This window comes from Halothiobacillus sp. DCM-1, assembly GCF_045689735.1.
GTDB lineage: Bacteria > Pseudomonadota > Gammaproteobacteria > Halothiobacillales > Halothiobacillaceae > Halothiobacillus.
Window position 1 is genome coordinate 2,058,872 of the sequence record NZ_CP142685.1, and the last position, 18,540, is coordinate 2,077,411.

Sequence of the window (18,540 nt, forward strand, 5' to 3'; positions counted from 1 at the left end):
TGATGGCCAGCCTGCTTCGCTCCTCGGCGGTCATCAGCAGCATGACCCTGCTCTCGCGCATCCTGGGCTTTGTGCGCGATATGCTGCTCGCCCGGGTATTTGGTGCCAGCCCCGCCACCGACGCCTTTTTCGTGGTGTTCAAAATCCCGAATTTCCTGCGCCGCCTGTTTGCCGAAGGCGCGTTTGCACAAGCCTTTGTGCCGGTGCTGTCGGAATACCGGGAAAAAAGCCCGCGCGAAGAACTCAAGGACTACATCGACCATATGTTCGGCACCCTCGCGGCCGTGGTGGCACTGGTGGTGGCGCTCGGCATCAGCGCCGCCCCGCTGGTGATTCTGCTGTTCGCGCCGGGGTTTTCCGGCGACCCGACCCAGCAGGCGCTGGCCGAGCACATGCTCTGGATCACTTTTCCCTATCTGTTTTTCATCTCGCTCACGGCCTTTGCCGCCAGCACGCTCAATGCGTTCGGCAAATTCGCCATGCCAGCGCTCGCGCCGATCTGGCTCAATATCGCGCTGATCGGTGCCACGCTGCTGCTGGCACCGCATCTGGCCGAGCCGGTCATGGCGCTCGCCTGGGGCGTGTTTCTGGCCGGAATCCTGCAATTGGTGTTTTTATTGCCCTTCCTCGCCCGGCTGGGGTTGCTGCCGCGACCCCGGTTCGGGCGACACAGCGGCGTGCGGAAAACCATCCGGCTGATGCTGCCCGCGATGTTCGGCGCCTCCGTCACCCAGATCAATTTGCTGGTCGATACGATTCTGGCCTCTCTGCTGGTCGCAGGCAGCGTGTCCTGGCTGTACTACAGTGACCGGCTGGTCGAGCTGCCGCTCGGGGTGTTCGGGGTGGCGATTTCCACGGTGATTCTGCCCAAGCTTTCCCGCGCGTTCAGCCGCACCGATCAGGGCGACTTTACCGGCACGCTCAACTGGGCGATCAAATTCACGCTGCTGCTCGGCCTGCCGATGTGTGCCGGCCTGATCGTGCTCGCCACCCCGATGCTCTCGACCCTGTTCGAATATGGCTCGTTCTCGGCACTCGATACCCACATGGTGGCGCTCGCCATGAGTGCTTATGCGCTGGGGCTGCCGGCCTTCCTACTGATCAAGATTTTCGCGCCCGGCTTTTATGCCCGGCAGGACACCAAAACCCCGGTCAAGATCGGCCTCGTGGCGGTGGGCGCCAATCTCGCCTTCAAAGCACTGATCGTCTTGCCATGGATTTTTCTGCTCGGCGGCCACGCCGCGCATGTGGGGCTCGCGCTCACCACCGCACTCGCGGCCTGGGTGAATGTCAGCCTGCTGGCCGTGTTTCTTCACCGCCGGGGCGCCTGGCGACCCGATCCCGCGCTCTGGCGCTTTATCACGCAAGTGCTGGTCGCGACCCTCGTCATGGTCGCGGTGCTGGCGTGGCTACAACCGGCGGCGCCCCTCTGGAGCAGCGCGACGGCCGCACACCGGGCGCTGTGGCTGGCCGGCCTGATTCTCGGCGGCGCGGTTCTGTTCACCGCCACCGCCGCCCTGGTGGGACTGCATCCCAAAGCCATATGGCGGGGTTTACGCAGTACCGACGCACACCGGAGCCCCTCATGACCCTGCCCTTGATCCTGATTGGCTATGGCGATATCGCCCGCCGCGTGGCCGAGCGGCACCCCGATCATCCGATCATCACGCTGGCGCGCCGACCCGCGCGCGCACCGGCTGGGCATCGCGCGTCTTGGCAGTCGCTGGTGTGTGATCTCGATCGCGACACCATTCCGGTGCAGTCGCTCCCCGAGGCCGCGCTGTGGCTGTATTTCGCACCGCCCCCGGCGCAGGGGCTCGAAGACAGCCGACTGCAACGCTGGCTCACGGAGGCAGGGCAGGGGGGCACACCGCGACAACTGATCTACGCGAGCACGACGGCCGTGTATGGCGATGTCGGCGGCGCCTGGGTGGATGAACACAGCCCGGCCGCACCACAACATGATCGCGGACGGCGGCGGCTCGATGCCGAGCAACGCAGCCAGCGCTTTGGTGCCGCGCGGGGCGTGCCGCTGGCGATTTTGCGGATCACCGGCATTTACGCCTGCGACCGTCTGCCACTCGACAAAATCCGCGCGGGGACAGCGATTGTCTGCCCGGAGGACGCGCCCTGGTCCAACCGCATCCATGCCGAGGATCTCGCCGAAATCTACGGCCGGCTGATCGCCCGCGCCGAACAGGGCGCGCCGGTGACCGGGGTGTTCAATGTGAGCGATGGCGACCCGCAACCGATGAGCATGCTTTATCTGCGCACCGCCGCGCATTTTGGCCTGGCGCCGCCGCCCTGCCGCCCCTTGGCCGAGGTGCTCGCCAGCGCCTCGCCGATGTCCCGCGAGTTCTTGAGCGAATCCAAGCGCGTGCGTGCGCAGGCCATCCGGCAGGCACTCGACTGGCAACCGCGCTACCCCAACCTGGAAGCCGCGCTCAAGGATTGCCCGCCCGATCCCTCAGGGAGCGGGGCGGCGCCCAACCGGCGGTAATGCCCGGTTCAATTGCGCGCGCTCCTCGTCGAGCCACAGCACCCCCGCACTGGAAACGCGCGAGGCAACGACCGCCGGGTTCGCCAAATACGCCAAAATCGCATTTGCCGCGTCCAGATACCGCCGGTTGCCGCTGGCGCGGGCGAGAGCGCAATAAAACTGAGCCGCCCACTGGTTTTGGTCGATTTGCGGCACCGGCACAATGGGCGTGCCATCCGGAACCGCACTAAGCATTCCCCCCTCTGGCCGGGCAAAATGCTTCTCCATCCAATCGGCCATCTGCTCGGCGCGCGTCAACCATAACGGCGTGCGCGTGATGCGATAGAGGGCGAGATACACCCGCGCCATGAACAGATTGTCCACGAGATAAGGCCCGGCCGCATCGTGCGCATCGTGTCGAAAGCCAACCGCATCAAGCCGCCGATGCCGCAGAACCCAATCGAGTCCCGCCATCGCGCGAAAAAAATACGCTCGATCGCCCGTGGCCTGATACGCATCAAGCAAGCCTTCCATCGCCATCGCCGACTGCGCCGTGTATTCATGTGGATCGACCCTCGGCACCCCAAGCGCCAGGCGCGCCGCCCGATTTTTGGCAAAGTACGCACTCGCTTTCTGCCCCGGCATCAAGTCCGCATCCTGGCTGGGATAAAAGCCACCATCCGGCGCACTCAAAAATTCAGCAAGATAACCGGCAATCGCCGCGATGGCCTGCCGATAACGCTCATCGCCAAATTGCAGATACGCCCGACTATAGACCCGCAAATAATCGGCCTGCACGGACATAATCTTTTCATAGTGCGGGTGCTGCCAATCGCCGTGGGTGGAATATTGATACGCGCCACCAAACACCGGATCGATCAGGTGTAGCGCGGCATCAAGATAAGCAATCGCCCGTTGCTTGGCGGCCGCATCGCCTTGTTCGGCCAGATACATATCCCAACGCACCTCGCCTTCGACCAAAAACTTTTGCGGCAAACGCAACCCGCCCAGCGCCGGATCCCAAGCGGCCGCGTGCTGCTGAAGCAAGGTTTGCCGAACTGCCGGATCCAAAACCGCCTGGGCGGTCGGTGACGCCGCCACCTGCTCCGCTTCGGGCGGCAAGGCCGGCATCGATTCGGCCTGCTGCAGAATCCGCCGCATCCGATCCGCCTCAATGAACCCTGCTTCGCGAAACACCTCCGTGCCATCCGGGCGGAGGAGGATGGTCGCAGGCCACGCATAATTGCGGTAGCGCTCCGCCAGATCCGGGCGGGCGTCATGATCCACCCGGATGGGGACAAAATGCGTATTCAGCAGATTCGCCACCGCCGGATCGGCATAGGTTTTATCGTCCATGACATGGCACCAGTGACACCACACGGCCACCATATCCAGCAAGATCAACCGATGCTCGGCTTTGGCCTTGGCAAACGCGGCCGAGCCATACGGCTGCCAGTCGACCGGCGCGGCCGCCGCCGCCGCGATCCCCACCGCCCACAGCCCCAGCAGAGCTACCAGCCCCCGCACTACTCGATTCATCGCCACGCCTCTGTGAAAAACCTGAATTGACCGATCCTTGGACGGATTTAGCCCGTTGCGGGCGTAAGCCCACTGCGACAGGGCTGACTGAATAAATCCCGGGATGGGTTTTTCAGAGTTTCCTTGCGGACATCCTGCCCCCGGAGCCTGCCCCGGTATCGGGTTTACGCGCCGCGTCGGTGATTAGGTGCAGACAGCCGTTGCAATTTATTTCATTTGTGTAATATTAGTCATAAAACCATTTTGGAAACTCTCCATGCGTTGGCTCTCACTCGCAGTGCTCTCGATCATGCTCTGGGGCTGCATTAGCCCCGAGGGCATTGCGCCGCATGCCAAACCCCAATCGCTCGATCGTTTGACGCTCACCGCCGAGCTCTCGCAGCAGCCAGCCCCGTTCGTGACCCGCGCATGGTGGCAGGATTGGGGGGACCCTAACCTCACGATCCTGATTGACACCGCACTGGCCGATAATCCGGGGCTTGCCGAAGCCCGCGCCCGCCTGGCCGAGGCGGCCGGCCACGCCGAGGTTGCCGGTGCGCGCCTCGACCCCCAGGCCGGCGTGGCATTGAGTACTGGGCTGGCACATTGGTCGGAAAACCAATTTTTTCCACCGCCGTTTGGCGGTTCGACCACCTGGAATAATTCGCTCAATTTCAGCCTGAATTACAGCCTGGATCTGTGGGGCGAACACCGCGCCCAGGCACAAGGGGCGATCGATCAAACCCGCGCGGCGGCTTGTGCGTATGAAGCCGCCCGCCTTGCGCTCATCCAGGCCATCGTGCATGACTATCTCCAGTACGCCCACATTCGCGGGGTTCTGGCACAAGAAAGCCACCGCCTGTCCATTGCACGGCAAACCGTCGCCATCGAACACGCTCGTTTGGCGCATGGTCTCCTGAACGATCAAGCCCTGCTGTCTGCCCAGCAAACTGAAGACGCAGTGGTCGCCCGCATCGCGCAAGGACAGTCGCTCGCCGCGCTCACCGCACAACGACTGGCCGCACTCACCGGGCAAGGCGCTGTGCTGGCCGTTCCGCTGCCCGCCCAACCCAGCGTGCTCGCGACGGCCTGGGCGATGCCGGCGAACATTCCGGCCAACTGGATCGCGGAACGACCGGATGTCCGCGCTCGGCGCTGGCAAGTGGCGGCAGCGGCTGAAGGCATCACGGTGGCACGAGCCCGTTTTTACCCCAATATCGACCTCACGGCGTATTTGGGCGGGCTGGCCGCCGCGCACAGCTTCATCGCTTTTTTACAGCCCGGCTCGATCAATCTCGGCCTCACGCCAGCCATCCGCTTACCGCTGTTTGACGGCGGCGCCCTGCGCGGCACGCTCAAGGCCCGCAGCGCGGAATATGACGCAGCGGTTGCCGTGTATAACCAAAGCCTGATTACCGCGCTGACGCAAACCAGCGCGGCGCTGACCGCGCTCAAATTCGGCGCAGAACAGCGCGCGCTGGCCACCCAGACGCAGGCTCTGGCGGAACGGGCACTCGATCAAGCCAAACGCCGCTACCGCGCCGGGTTGACCAATGCCCTGCCGGTTCTCGCGGCCGAGGATCACCTCGCCAGCGCGCGTCAAAACTTGCTGTCCATCAACGCCGCCGGGCTCGATGCGCTCGCGGCGCTGTATACCGCGCTTGGAGGCGGCATACCGGATCAGCTCACCCCGAAAAGGAATGCCCGATGAACCAACGCCCGACTGCCTTCTCCGCCGCCGCCGACCGGCTCCAACGCACGGCCGAGCGCAGCGCGGACTTTGATCAAGCCACCGCCACGCTGGCACGCCTGATTCATTTCGCGGCGAAGTCGTTGACGGATGAAGTCAACACCGCGCTCAAGACACATGGTCTGAACTACCCGAGTTATGCGGTTCTGGTGATGCTGTTTGGCACCGCCGATTACCGTTTGACGCCCGGTGAACTCGCGGCCGCCACCCACGAAAAGCCCGCCAATCTCACGCGGCTGTGTGACGAACTCGCCCGCCAGCAACTGGTGCGCCGTACCGCCGACCCCGCCGACCGTCGGCGGGTCCAGATCTCGCTCACCCCCGAGGGACAGCGCCGATTGAGCGCGGTGCTGCCGGTAGCCATGGCCGTTATCCAGCAACGCTTCGCGTGCCTGACCCCGACGGATCAACACCAATTGGCGCGTCTGCTGCGTCAGTTGGTCGATGGGTCAACATGAACAGCGCCCGCATCCCGCGCTGGGCGCACCCCGTCGTGACGGGGCTTCGGCGCGAAGCAGACACCCTGATGTTCGTGCTGAAAACCGCCCTGGCCGCCATTCTGGCCTTGTGGATCGGCTATCGGCTCGCGCTCGATTCGCCACAAACCGCCGTAGTCACGGTGTTTATCGTGATGCAGGCGCGTACCGGTCTGGTCGTCGCCAAAGGCTTTTATCGAGCCCTCGGCACCGTGATCGGCAGTGGCGTCTCGCTGCTGCTGGTCGCCACCTTCGCACAGGACAGATTCTGGTTTCTGGCCGCGCTGGCGCTGTGGATCGGCGCACTGACTGCCGGTGCCGCGTGGTACCGCAATTTTCAATCCTATGCCTTTGTCTTGGCCGGCTATACCGCCTGCTTGGTCGGGCTGCCCGCCGCACTGGACCCCGGCCAGGCGTTTGAGATTGCCGTCACTCGGCTGACCGAGGTGTTACTTGGGATTACCGTCGCGAGCGTCATCAGCGGCCTGATTGCGCCCGTTTCGATGCGCGGTGATCTCATCAAAACGGCGCAGGCGCGGCTGACGGGCTTGACCGCCGTCGCCGAACGCGTGATTACCGGCGGGCTGCCGACCGCGCAGTGGGGCGCGTTGCACCTCACGGCCACGCAGGGGTTGGTGGCGATGACCAACTTTCGCGCCATCTCGCTGTTCGCGGACGGGCGGGCAGCGGCGGAAAATCGGGCGCTGGACGATTGGCTCACGCAATTTGTGGCGGCCGCGAGCACGCTGCAAGTACTCAATCGCCATCAAGCCCTGCTCGCACGCCCCGAATACGCCGCGGTCGCAGACTGGATCGCGCCCGCCTTTCTCCCCGGCGTTGGCTGCTTGTCGTCCACCGGCGGCACCCCGCGCGAGATGCCCGATTGGCCAGCCTTGGCCCAATGGGCAGAACAACTCGATGCATGGCAACGGCGTACCCCTCGACCGGTTAACGCCTCGCCTGACGCCCGCCGACTCGCAGAAGAAACCCTGCACCTGTTGCGTCAATGGCTCCACGAATTTCGTGCGCTGGGCAGCGCACATACCGCGCTGTTGAATCCCTATGCCCAACCAACGCCGCTCAAACGCAAGGCGCAGCGTATCCACCGCACGGATTATCTGGTGCCGTTGGCGGCCGGGATTCGCGCGGTTCTCGTGCTGATCGTTATGAGCGCATTCTGGCTGGGCACCGCCTGGCCGACCGGCCCGTTGGCGGTCACCATCGCCGTGGTGGTCAGCGCCCTGTTCGCGACCGCCCCCAATCCGACCCGCGCCGTGGGGCAGATGGGGCAGGGGATTGCGCTGGCGTTGATCGCCGCCGTCGGCTTTCAATTCGGTCTGCTGCCCGCCTTATCCGGCTTTACGCTGCTGGTCGCGGCCTGGTTGCCTTTTCTGCTCGCGACCGGCTATTTGATGGCCTCGCCCCGCTTCGGCGCGGTTGGCGTCGGGTTTGGCCTGTTTTTTAGTACGCTGGCACTGCCCGCCAATCTCACCGTATTCGATCCGGCCGGGTTGCTGAACAATGGCATCGGCCTGCTGCTGGCGGTCGCGGTCGCCGGGCTGTCGTTCGTGCTGATTTTACCTACCGACAGTCCGTGGTTTCGCCACCGTCTGCGCGCCGCACTCGATCGCGAGCTGGTTCGCGCCTGTACCCGTCCCCTTGCCGGGCTGCGTGGTGCCTTTGAGCGCGATACCCGTGAACTTGTCCGCCAACTGGCCACCTTGCCGGGCGTCCGCGTCGATGAACAAGCACAGCAGCTCGAACAGGCACTGCGGCTGCAAACGCTGGGGCGCGCGGCCATCGAACTCCGCCAGACACTGCATGCGCCGGAGGGCGAGGACACGACCCGCCTGGCGCCCGTCCTGCAAGCCTTGGCGCACCAGGATGCCGCACGCCTGACGCAGCAAATCCCTCCGCTGCTCACCCCCGGCACCTTGCCTTCGCGCGTGCAACACTATCTGGCTCTGATCTACCAAGAGTTTGTGCCCAGTCCGGAGGATTCCGCTCATGCCGCGTGAATGGCCCCTGTTCGATGCGTCCGTGCCCACGCTCTTGTTGATTCTGTTCGCCAGCGTGATTGCCTACGCGCTGCTGGCCGAATGGACGCGAAATCTGCCGCTGGAGCGCTGGGTCTGGCATCCCGCTCTGGTGCGCTTTGCGGTCTTTGTCTGTATTTTTGCCGCTCTGGGCGGATGGTGGTATCGATGAACGGCTCGGCGCTGACGCGCTTTCTCTTTTCGGTGTTGATTGTCGGTCTGGCGGCCTGGTTGGGGTGGCGGCTCTGGCAGGACTATATGGATGCCCCATGGACCCGCGATGGCCGGGTGCGTGCCGATATCGTACAGGTAACGGCGGATGTACCCGGCCGCGTCGTCGCTGTCGCCGTACAGGACAACCAGCTCGTTAAGCAGGGCGCGCTGCTGTTTCGCATTGACCCGGCACGCTATGAGCTCGCCGTCCAGACGGCCGAAGCCGCGCTGAAACAGGCCGACATCCAGCTTGCCCTGAAAAAAGACCAGGCCGCGCGGCGCGCAGGGCTGGATCCCTCGATCGTCGCCCACGAAACCCAGCAGGACAGTAAGCTCGCCGTGCGCGCGGCGGAAGCGCAACGCGCAGCCGCCCAAGCCGCGCTGGCCTTGGCCCGGCTCAACCTCGAACGAACGGCCGTGCGCGCACCCGTGGCCGGCACGGTCACCAATCTACTGCTACAACCCGGCGACTATGCCGCCGTCGGTGCGCCGAAATTGGCCTTAGTCCAAGCCCATTCGTTCTGGGTATACGGCTACTTTGAAGAAACCCGGCTACAAAAAATCGCCCTCGGCGATCCGGCGGAAGTCACCCTGCTCGGCCAAACCCAGCCGCTCAAAGGCAGGGTCACCGGCATTGCCCCCGCCATTACCGACCGCGACAACCCGGTCGGCGCCGATCTGACCGCCAGCGTCAACCCCGTATTCAACTGGGTACGCCTGGCGAGCCGCATTCCGGTTCGCATCCAGCTCGACCCGGTGCCGGCCAATATGCACCTTGCGGCCGGCATGACCTGCACCGTCGTGATTCGCCCCGCCGACCATCCGTGAATCGGGAAGGATCAAACTGGCTCCTGCGTCGGCGTGAATGCCAACCGCCGCGCACGGATCACGCACGACAGGCTGCTAGCGGGACGCCATCAGGCGCTTCAGCGTGGTGATGACTTGCTGCGGGTTTTGTGCCGGATCGACATCCAGAAAGCGGGCGGCAATTTTCCCTTGGGGATCAATGATAAAAGTATGCCGCTTGGCTATTTTTGCGAGACCGAACAGGTCATATAACGAATCATAAGCCGCTGCGACCTTGCCATTTTCATCGGCCAACAGGGTGTAATTCAGGTTGTAGGCTTTTTCGAAAGCCGCATGGCTTGCCACGCTATCTTCGCTGATGCCGACCACGGACACACCCATCGCCTCGATACTGGGCACCGCATCACGAAAGCTCTGCGCCTCGGTCGTGCAGCCGGAGGTAAAGTCCTTCGGATAAAAATACAGCACCAGCCACTTGCCCCGGTACGCCGAAAGCGAGACCGGCTGCCCCGCCTGATTGAGCAAGGTAAATGCGGGCGCTGCCTGCCCCGCTTCCAGCGGCGCGGCGGCGGCCGGCTGCCCAACACTCAACATCACTGCACACAGTGGCAGGAACCCACGACTCAACCAACACGCAGAGAAAACACGCATCTTCACACCCTCCGTTCGCGAAAAGTAGACCCCGAACCAACGGCCAGACGCCGCACAAACGATACCGCCCTGACCCTAACAGGATGTTGAAAATGGGCTTTCCCGCCCTTTTTCAACTCGGCTCGTCGCGACGGCCTCCGAAGATCAATCAGTGAACATAATTGCTCTTCGTGCAAGCCATCCGTGGCTTGCCTTAGCAGGCCGCTGAAAAGAGTTTTTCAACGGCCTGCTAAACCGCGTAACAACCTGAACGAGCGGCCACGACCATCACATCATCGAGCCGGCCAGCGCCCTGTGGTTTGTCACGCAACTCAGCGGCGCGCATCGGGTATAGGCCATATACCGCCGCTTTGCCAGCGACCGGAGAAAATGCGGGTGAGCAAAGCCTGCACCGACGGGCACTTCCAATCCCCTCGCCGATTGACGGTGCCTGTGTCACCATGCCCGCCCATGCGCCCGCAGCATACTGACTCTCGCCCGGCGCTCGCTCGGTACTCACCAAGGAATAAGCGCCCGATGGCCCAACACAAGCAAGCCCCGATTGCCACCCCCGGCTACCGCCCGGATCTTCAGGCGCTGCGTGCCTTCGCCATCCTGCTGGTTGTGGCCGATCACGCGCAGCTGGTCGGTTTTGCTGGCGGCTATGTCGGCGTGGATGTGTTTTTCGTGCTGTCCGGTTATCTCATCACCGGCTTGATTACCAACGAAGTGTTCCAGACCCGCCGGTTTGATGCGCTGAATTTCTATGTACGCCGGCTCAAAGGTCACGCAGCCGGCTGCCCAGTACCCGCACAAAACTGACCCATCCCGAGCCAGAAAACACCCCCGGCGATCCCGTCAATCGTTGCTCGGCAGCTTGGCGCGTTCACGGTCGATCAGGCGATGCGACCACAAGCCGCCAAATGGAACCAGCGCGGCGAGAAATACGAGCCCCGCCTTGCCCAGCGGCAGGGCGCGACGGGCGGCGGCTAGAGCGAGGGTGAGCACTGTCCAGATAAAAAATGCCCCATGGATGGGCCCGATGATTTTGACGGCCAGCGGTGCCGCCCAAAGGTATTTGAGCGGCACGGCGATCAAGACCAGCGCAATCAGCGAGCCGCCTTCCAGCAAGGTGAGAAAACTCAAATGACGCAGCAGATGACGACGCTCAATCATAAAAATTACCAGTTATTAAATAACAATTTATTATACATAAACGGGCAACGGCGCCAATACCCGAGTCTTTCGCTGCACTAAATCAATGCAAATCCTCGGCCAATTTCCACAAAAACTCCGCCGTATTCCCGTGGTTTTCCCGCAACAAACCCTGCACCCCCTAATCATTTTATCCGGCATAGAAATATCCTCGTTATCTTGGCGGGCGTAGCATGACACCCCTGCCTAACCGGGCGGTCAAGCCGTAAATCCCACCGCCACCGCCCGCCGATCGATCACACAAATACGCCCAAGGAGGCTGATGATGATCAACGATACCGTCGTCGAACTCTCGCGCTGGCAGTTCGCCGCTACCGCGCTTTACCATTTTCTCTTCGTCCCCCTCACCCTGGGGCTCACCGTATTTTTGGCCGCGCTGGAAACGGTGTATGTCGTCACCGGCAAGCCGATTTACAAGGAGATGACGCAGTTCTGGGGCAAGCTGCTGCTGATCAATTTCGCCCTCGGCGTGGCCACCGGCCTGACCATGGAGTTCGAGTTCGGCACCAACTGGTCGTTTTACTCGGGCTTTGTGGGCGACATCTTCGGCGCGCCACTGGCGGTGGAAGGGCTGATGGCGTTCTTCATGGAATCCACCATGATCGGCCTGATGATTTTCGGCTGGGATCGCCTGTCGCGCGGGCAGCATCTGGTCGTGACCTACCTCGTCGCCTTGGGTTCGAACCTTTCCGCTTTGTGGATTCTGGTCGCCAATGGCTTCATGCAGGATCCGCAGGGCGCGGTGTTCAACCCGATCACCATGCGCATGGAGCTGGAAAGTTTCTCCGCGCTGATTTTCAGCCACGATGCGCAGGCGAAATTCGTGCACACCAGTATCGCCGGTTATGTGACCGCGGCGATTTTCGTCGCCGGGGTTAGCGCGTTTTACCTGCTGAAAAAACGACATCTGGAACTGGCGCGGCGCTCGTTCCGCATGGCAACCATCTTCGGCGTGCTCTCGACGATCGGCGTGATTACGCTCGGTGATGCGCTCGGCTTTATCGGCGCCCACGCCCAACCGGCCAAGATTGCCGCAATGGAAGCGATGTGGGACACCGAAAAAGCCCCCGCGCCCTTCAACTTGATGGCCTGGCCGGATCAGGCCAAGCAGGAAAATACCTGGGCGCTACAAATTCCCTATCTGCTCACGCCGCTGCTGACGCATACGCTGGATGAAGAAATCCCCGGCATCAAAGAGCTGATCGCGCACAATGCCCAGCGCATCAAAAACGGGATTCCGGCCGTGGAGGCGCTGAAACTGCTTTCAGCGAATCCGAACGATGCCGCCGCGTTGGCGCAGTTCAATGCCCACAAGGATGACCTGGGCTATGGCTTTCTGGTCAAGCGCTACGCGCCGGATCAGGATGTGAGCAAGGCGACCGAGGCCGATATCGCCAAAGCCGCGCAGGACACCATCCCCGATGTGTTCGCCATTTACTGGGTGTTCCGCATCATGGTGGGGGTGGCGTTCCTGATGCTGGCGTTCTTCATTCTGGCGATGATTTATTCGCTGCGGAACGAGGTCGAGAAACATCCGTTGTTTCTGCGGTTCTCGCTCTGGCTGATTCCGGTGCCGTTCATCGCCTGCGAGATGGGCTGGCTGACCGCGGAACTCGGCCGTCAGCCCTGGACCGTGTATAACCTGCTGCCGACCTGGATGTCCGCCTCCAGCCACAGTGTGCAATACATGGTGTTCTCGCTGATCGGCTTTGTCAGCTTGTACAGCATCTTCATCCTGATCGAGATGTATCTCATGGTTCGCGCCATCAAACAGGGGCCGGATCAACACGACCACAACGCCCAACCCACCGCCGGCAGCCTAGGCGGCTCGATTCTGGGCGGCGCTACCTTGGGCGGCAGCCCGGCGCCCGTCCATGCCAAGGCACCAATCCACACAACCGCCAATCAAGAGGTGTGACATGGAACTGTATTTCGGACTGAAACTGTTGTGGTGGCTGCTGCTGGGCGTGCTGTTGCTCGGACTCGCCGTGATGGTCGGCATGGACATGGGCGTGGGCGCGCTGCTGCGCGTCATCGGCAAAACCGATCTGGAGCGGCGCACCATGCTCAACGCCATCGGCCCACACTGGGACGGCAACCAGGTGTGGTTCATCCTCGGCGGCGGCGCGATTTTCGCGGCCTTCCCGCTGATCTACGCCACCGCGTTTTCCGGCCTGTATGTGGTGATGCTGTTGCTGTTGTGGAGCATGATCATGCGGCCACTGGCCTTCGAATACCGTTCGAAGATTTCTTCCGCCGCCTGGCGCAACACGGCTGACTGGGTCTTCCTGATTTCAGGAGCCCTGCCGATGATTATCTACGGCGCGGCAATGGGCAATATGCTGCAAGGCGTTCCCTTCCACTTCGATTGGGATCTGCGCTCCTACTACACCGGCAGCTTCCTCAGCCTGTTCAATCCGTTGGCGATTCTGGCGGGGGTGCTTTCCCTGTCGCTGGCGATGTTCATGGGCGCCAACATGATCGCGATCAAAACCGACGGTGTGCTGGCCGAACGCGCCCGCAAGGTCGGTAGCCTTGCCGCCTTCGTCGCCATCGCCCTGTTCGCGATTGGCGGGGTCTGGATTTCCACCCTGCAAGGGTTCACCCTGACGCATTCGGTCGATCCGGCGCTCGCACAAACGCCCCTGACGCAAACCGTGACCCGCGATGTCGGCGGCCTGTTAGCGAACTACCGCGCGCAGCCGCTGCTTTGGGTGGTGCCGATCCTCGGATTCGCGGGCATGCTGCTCGGCGGTCTGTTGCTGCGCGCCAACCGCCCAGCCATCGCGTGGTGGATGGGGGTCTTTGCTTGGGTCGGAGTGTTAGGCGCCACGGCCATCAGCCTGTTCCCGTTCCTGATGCCCTCGTCCTCAAATCCCGATCAAAGTCTGACCATCTGGAACAGCATCTCGAGCCAGACCACCCTGCTGTGGATGACCGGCTTCTCTGCCGTGTTTGTGCCGCTGATTCTTTGGTACACCAGTTGGGCGTTTTATGTGATGCGCGGCAAGGTCGATAGCCACAAGATCGAGCATGACCCCCATGCGTATTGATTCGAGGTCGCAACGGCGGCCGATGGGCGGCCGCCCCCACCCGCAGGCGCAAACTGCGCCTCATTGGAGATACATCCCATGAAACTTCTGATCTGGTTCGCGATTTTCTTTTTATTGGCAATGATTCTGATCGCGCTGGCGATTGTGCTCGGGGATGCAGCCCCTTGGTATTTCGCCTGGATCATCGGCACCGGCTTTTTGATTCTGACTTCCGCCGCTGCCGGGGTACTGTTTGATAAACAGGAAGAAGAATCGCTGAAAGCCCGCTAAAGAGGCGCTGAATCATTCCCCGCCGCCCATTTGGGGCAGGGTTGCCCCAACGCGGCAACGACACAAGCCGTTGATCCGCGATTCCCCAAGCGATACGGGGCATCCGCGCCCGCACAACAAAAAGCCCGGCAGTGCCGGGCTTTTTTCTATCGCGAAACCCGCCAGAGCGTTGCCCCGGCCAGGTCTTGTCGATTACAGGCTGTAGTACAGCTCGAATTCCATCGGGTGCGGGCGCATCCGAACGGTTTGCACTTCGCCCCGTTTGAGCTCCAGGTACGCATCGATCAGATCGTCGGAGAACACATCACCGCGTTTGAGGAATTCGCGGTCGGCATCCAACGCATCCAGCGCGGCATCCAATGAGAACGCGACTTCCGGAATGTTTTTCTCTTCTTCCGGCGGCAGGTCGTACAGGTTTTTGCTGGCCGCTTCGCCCGGGTGAATCTTGTTCACGATCCCGTCGATACCCGCCATCAGCATGGCGGAGAACGCCAGATACGGGTTCGCCGTGGAATCCGGGAAGCGCAGTTCGATACGGCGGGCTTTCGGGTTGGAAACAAACGGAATCCGGATGGACGCGGAACGGTTACGCGCAGAATACGCCAGTTTGACCGGCGCCTCGAAATGCGGCACCAGACGCTTGTAGCTGTTGGTGGAGGGGTTGCAGAACGCATTCAGCGCATGCGCGTGCTTGATGATCCCGCCGATGTAGTACAGCGCCATTTCCGACAGGCCGGCATACTGATCGCCGGAGAACAGGTTCTTGCCATCTTTGCCCATGGACTGATGCACATGCATGCCTGAGCCGTTATCGCCATACATGGGTTTCGGCATGAAGGTCAGGGTTTTGCCATAGCTGTGCGCCACATTGTGCAGCACATACTTCAGCGTTTGCACTTCGTCGGCTTTCTTCACCAGCGTGTTGAAGGCAACGCCGATTTCACATTGGCCGGCCGTGGCCACTTCATGGTGATGCACTTCCACGGTCTGCCCCATGTCTTCAAGCACGAGACACATGGTTTGACGCAGGTCATGCAGCGAGTCAACCGGCGGCACCGGGAAGTAGCCCCCCTTGACGCCGGGGCGATGCCCCATGTTGCCGCCTTCATACTCTTTCGCCGTATTCCACGCCGCCTCGGTGGAATCGAACTTGACGAACGAGCCCGACATTTCGTTGCCCCAACGGACATCGTCAAACACGAAGAATTCGTTTTCCGGGCCGAAGTAGGCCACATCCGCCAGACCAGAGGCTTTGATATAGGCTTCGGCACGCTTGGCCACAGAGCGCGGATCGCGGGTATAACCCTGCATGGTGTCCGGCTCGATGACATCACAGACCAGAATCATCGTCGGCTCTTCGGAGAACGGATCCATCACCGCCGTGCTGGCGTCGGGCATCAGGATCATGTCGGAGGCGTTGATGCCTTTCCAACCTGCAATCGACGAACCGTCGAACATGATGCCATTTTCAAAGCTGTCTTCATCGACACGCGCAGCCGGGTAAGTGACATGCTGCTGTTTGCCACGGGTATCGGTAAAGCGGAAATCGACGAACTTGACGCCGTTTTCTTCCATTAATTTCATCGCAGAGCTGACGGACATGAATTCCTCCAATGGGCAGTAAAATCAAGCGCACGGGCAATCTTTGACCCGTTCCTGAGCAAGGCAACGCGCATCATCGAACCAAATGCGACGCAGCGCAACCAGAGAACAATCAAGCAGTTTTCATGCCCAAAATAGGGCAGGGGGACAAATTCCGCACGACACGCGATCAGCCCTTGATTTATCAGGGTGTTACTTGCTATCACGCCGTCAAGAAACCCGAGGCGCCGCGTGCGCGCACCACTTGCTTCGCACTAATATCGCGCATTTGCTGAGGCATTGAGCGATTTTGGTGCGCTAGCGATCGGCACGATCAAGCAGGCGACCAAGCCGCTGGGCCGTTCGTCCGGCGCGACAAACGGATGCTCGAACCCGGGGGTGAGCCGGAGCCGCCAGCCCTGCGCTTCCGCCAGCGCATTCGCCAAACTCAACCCAAGGCCATAGCCTGTCACCCCGGTGCGCGCGGCATCTTTGCGGGCAAACGGCTGACGCAGTTGTTCGATTTCTGCCCGGGACAATCCGGCACCGTGATCTTCGATGCACAACACCTGCGCGTCATCACGGCGCAAACAACGCAGCACATAGGGCGCGCGACCGTAACGCACCGCGTTCTCGGTGAGGTTGTCGAGGATGCGGCGAAGGCTGTCGGTGGCGAGATAGAACGACGCTTGATCGGCCGGCGGGAGCGTTTCACAGGTGATGGCAATACCCCGCGCGCGCGTCTGTTCCAGCCAGGCGGATAACCAGTCCCGCCAGATGCCGGATTCCTTACGGCTTTGCGCCGCCCCTCGGGCGATTTGCAGCACTTCGTCGGTCAGGCGATGAATCTGTTCGATATCGCCCTGCATTTGCTGGAATAGCGTCGGCTCCAGACTGTCTTCAGCCAAAGCGAGGCTGAGCGTCAGGCGGGTCAGCGGGGTGCGCACATCGTGCGAAATGCCGGCTAGCAGCACCGTGCGCTGCTCTTGCAGTTGCCGCACCTGGCCGGTGCGTTGATTGACCGCATCGATCAGCAAGCGGGTTTCCATCGGCCCCGTCAAAGGCAAGGGCTGTTCCGGCAAGCTCTGCGGCAGCTTTTCAACCAGTTGCGTGATCGGTCGGGTGAGTTGCCGGGTGACGAGCAGCGCAATCAGCAGGGTGAGCGACATGCCGCCAATCAGAATGATCCCCAACAGGATCGGCACCTGATAGCCCACCCGCTGGCGCGAAAATTCAAACCGGAGTATCTGCCCGGCCACCGGCAGTTCCAGCCAGTACCCTGCGCCCTGTGCGCGTTCGCCGATATACACACATTCGCCCGTCGCGGGATCGATCGTATCCGGCGGGCAGTTCGTCACCCGCCGAGCCAGCGCATCGTGCAAAAACCGTACATAGGGCAGGCGGGTACTGTGCAGTCGGCTCAATTGCGGGACGGCCTCCAGGCGGATGCCATCTTCCTGCGCCAGTATCTGGGCAAAATCCGCCCGCGCCGAAGGCGGTGTATCTACCCAGGTCTGTGCCGAGAGGACGATCAACCCGGCCAAATCCTGCGCCGAACGCTGCGCCATCGGCACGGTGACCAACCAGGTGACCGCGCCCAGCGCAATCAGCAGTACCGTTCCGACACTGCCCACCAGCGCCAGCGCCGTGCTGGAAAACAGACTCCAGCGGGGTCGCCTCACGGTGCCGCCTCTGCGGGTGTCGCCCGCCCCTTCGGCACGAACAAATAGCCCTCGCCCCAGACGGTGATCAGGTACCGTGGCTCAGCGGGGTTGTCTTCGATTTTGCGCCGCAGCCGCGTGACGCGCACATCGATGCTGCGGTCGAACGCCCCGCGCTCGTAACCTTTGAGCGCATCCATAATCAGGTCACGGTGAATCACGCGGTTGGGCTTGCTCAAAAAGAAGGCCAGAAGCTGCCACTCGCCGTGGGTCAAATCCAACGGCTTATCCCGTAAAAACGCCTGATGCTGCGCGGTATCGAGCCAGAAATCCCCAATCCGCGTGCCGGATTCCGGTACCGCCGAGCCGAGGGCGGTATCCGCGGCTCGGCGACGCAACACGGCTTTGATGCGGGCGACGAGTTCCCGAGGATTGAAGGGCTTGGGCAAATAATCATCCGCCCCGAGTTCCAGCCCCACGATTCGATCCACCTCATCGCCCTGCGCGGAGAGCATGATCACCGGCGGGCGCGTGGCCGGATCCAGTCGCCGCAGAATCGACAGGCCATCTTCGCCGGGCAGCATGAGATCGAGCACGATCAGATCCACCGGGTGGCTCTGCGCCAAGCCATCGGCCAATTTTTCGTCCAAGCCCCGGGCATCGGCGGCCACCTCGACCGCAAAGCCTTGTTCCCGCAGATACCGCGCCAGCAGGGTCTGAATCCCCGGATCATCATCCACCAGCAAAATGCGTGACTCGCCCATCCCCACCCCCGTTGTCCGGCAAAGTGTCGGCGGGCATCGCCCGCGCGTCAATCGCCGATCCGCGCGCGGTAACAACTTGTAACACCG

At 62.1% G+C, this 18,540-nt stretch carries 17 protein-coding genes; 11 read left to right on the forward strand and 6 right to left on the reverse strand.

What is annotated here, in order from left to right:
* Window positions 1-2: 2 nt before the first annotated feature.
* Both murJ and VOI35_RS09615 read left to right on the forward strand, forming a co-directional pair.
* The gene (gene murJ, locus VOI35_RS09610) at window positions 3-1,589 is read left to right on the forward strand and encodes a murein biosynthesis integral membrane protein MurJ (RefSeq protein ID WP_407275830.1); all 1,587 of its coding nucleotides are present in this window, start codon (window positions 3-5) and stop codon (window positions 1,587-1,589) included.
* Window positions 1,586-2,500 carry an SDR family NAD(P)-dependent oxidoreductase gene (locus tag VOI35_RS09615; RefSeq protein ID WP_407275831.1) on the forward strand — a complete coding sequence of 305 codons (915 nt, stop codon included), beginning with the start codon at window positions 1,586-1,588 and terminating at the stop codon, window positions 2,498-2,500. Before murJ ends, VOI35_RS09615 begins: the two co-directional genes overlap by 4 nt.
* On the opposite strand, the gene VOI35_RS09620 is transcribed toward VOI35_RS09615, so the two are convergent.
* On the reverse strand, window positions 2,468-4,018 hold the full coding sequence (locus VOI35_RS09620) for a DUF255 domain-containing protein (RefSeq protein WP_407275832.1): 1,551 nt from the start codon (window positions 4,016-4,018) through the stop codon (window positions 2,468-2,470). The two genes, VOI35_RS09615 and VOI35_RS09620, sit on opposite strands and share 33 nt — an antisense overlap.
* Before the next feature lie 256 nt (window positions 4,019-4,274).
* Between VOI35_RS09620 and VOI35_RS09625 the strand changes: the two genes are divergently transcribed.
* Genes VOI35_RS09625 through VOI35_RS09645 form a run of 5 tightly spaced genes read left to right on the forward strand, consistent with a single transcriptional unit; the run spans window position 4,275 to window position 9,300 of the window.
* Entirely contained in the window at window positions 4,275-5,708 is a 1,434-nt protein-coding gene (locus VOI35_RS09625) for an efflux transporter outer membrane subunit (protein WP_407275833.1), read from the forward strand.
* Window positions 5,705-6,205 (forward strand): MarR family winged helix-turn-helix transcriptional regulator, encoded by a 501-nt coding sequence (locus tag VOI35_RS09630; protein ID WP_407275834.1) that lies wholly within the window; start codon window positions 5,705-5,707, stop codon window positions 6,203-6,205. Before VOI35_RS09625 ends, VOI35_RS09630 begins: the two co-directional genes overlap by 4 nt.
* Window positions 6,202-8,241, forward strand: coding sequence for an FUSC family protein (locus VOI35_RS09635; protein WP_407275835.1), 2,040 nt, complete (start codon window positions 6,202-6,204; stop codon window positions 8,239-8,241). The genes VOI35_RS09630 and VOI35_RS09635 overlap by 4 nt, the downstream gene beginning before the upstream one ends.
* Window positions 8,231-8,431, forward strand: a complete 201-nt coding sequence (locus VOI35_RS09640) for a DUF1656 domain-containing protein (protein ID WP_407275836.1) — start codon at window positions 8,231-8,233, stop codon at window positions 8,429-8,431. The genes VOI35_RS09635 and VOI35_RS09640 overlap by 11 nt, the downstream gene beginning before the upstream one ends.
* Complete coding sequence (locus tag VOI35_RS09645; RefSeq protein ID WP_407275837.1) at window positions 8,428-9,300, forward strand: efflux RND transporter periplasmic adaptor subunit; 873 nt, start codon at window positions 8,428-8,430, stop codon at window positions 9,298-9,300. The genes VOI35_RS09640 and VOI35_RS09645 overlap by 4 nt, the downstream gene beginning before the upstream one ends.
* Window positions 9,301-9,375: 75 nt before the next feature.
* Here the strand turns inward: VOI35_RS09645 and VOI35_RS09650 are convergent, their stop codons facing one another.
* On the reverse strand, window positions 9,376-9,930 hold the full coding sequence (locus VOI35_RS09650; protein WP_407275838.1) for a peroxiredoxin: 555 nt from the start codon (window positions 9,928-9,930) through the stop codon (window positions 9,376-9,378).
* A 516-nt stretch (window positions 9,931-10,446) separates the two neighbouring features.
* Between VOI35_RS09650 and VOI35_RS09655 the strand changes: the two genes are divergently transcribed.
* Window positions 10,447-10,731: an acyltransferase family protein gene (locus VOI35_RS09655; RefSeq protein WP_407275839.1), complete on the forward strand. Its 285-nt coding sequence runs from the start codon at window positions 10,447-10,449 to the stop codon at window positions 10,729-10,731.
* 36 nt (window positions 10,732-10,767) lie between these two features.
* Here VOI35_RS09655 and VOI35_RS09660 read toward each other — a convergent pair whose 3' ends face one another.
* Window positions 10,768-11,085: a DUF3817 domain-containing protein gene (locus VOI35_RS09660; RefSeq protein WP_407275840.1), complete on the reverse strand. Its 318-nt coding sequence runs from the start codon at window positions 11,083-11,085 to the stop codon at window positions 10,768-10,770.
* 301 nt (window positions 11,086-11,386) lie between these two features.
* On the opposite strand from VOI35_RS09660, the gene VOI35_RS09665 reads away from it, so the two are divergent.
* The 3 genes from VOI35_RS09665 (at window position 11,387) to VOI35_RS09675 (ending at window position 14,447) form a co-directional block, all read left to right on the forward strand.
* Window positions 11,387-13,042, forward strand: coding sequence for a cytochrome ubiquinol oxidase subunit I (locus VOI35_RS09665; protein WP_407275841.1), 1,656 nt, complete (start codon window positions 11,387-11,389; stop codon window positions 13,040-13,042).
* A gap of 1 nt (window position 13,043) precedes the next feature.
* On the forward strand, window positions 13,044-14,177 hold the full coding sequence (gene cydB / locus VOI35_RS09670) for a cytochrome d ubiquinol oxidase subunit II (RefSeq protein ID WP_407275842.1): 1,134 nt from the start codon (window positions 13,044-13,046) through the stop codon (window positions 14,175-14,177).
* Window positions 14,178-14,255: 78 nt separating this feature from the next.
* A complete protein-coding gene (locus VOI35_RS09675) occupies window positions 14,256-14,447 on the forward strand; it encodes a hypothetical protein (RefSeq protein WP_407275843.1) in 192 nt (63 codons plus the stop codon).
* A gap of 192 nt (window positions 14,448-14,639) precedes the next feature.
* Here the strand turns inward: VOI35_RS09675 and glnA are convergent, their stop codons facing one another.
* From glnA to VOI35_RS09690, 3 genes are all read right to left on the reverse strand, one after another.
* Window positions 14,640-16,049 carry a glutamate--ammonia ligase gene (glnA, locus tag VOI35_RS09680; RefSeq protein ID WP_407275844.1) on the reverse strand — a complete coding sequence of 470 codons (1,410 nt, stop codon included), beginning with the start codon at window positions 16,047-16,049 and terminating at the stop codon, window positions 14,640-14,642.
* A gap of 254 nt (window positions 16,050-16,303) precedes the next feature.
* The gene (locus VOI35_RS09685; RefSeq protein ID WP_407275845.1) at window positions 16,304-17,710 is read right to left on the reverse strand and encodes a sensor histidine kinase; all 1,407 of its coding nucleotides are present in this window, start codon (window positions 17,708-17,710) and stop codon (window positions 16,304-16,306) included.
* Complete coding sequence (locus VOI35_RS09690) at window positions 17,707-18,453, reverse strand: response regulator (protein ID WP_407275846.1); 747 nt, start codon at window positions 18,451-18,453, stop codon at window positions 17,707-17,709. The genes VOI35_RS09685 and VOI35_RS09690 overlap by 4 nt, the downstream gene beginning before the upstream one ends.
* Window positions 18,454-18,540 lie beyond the last annotated feature (87 nt).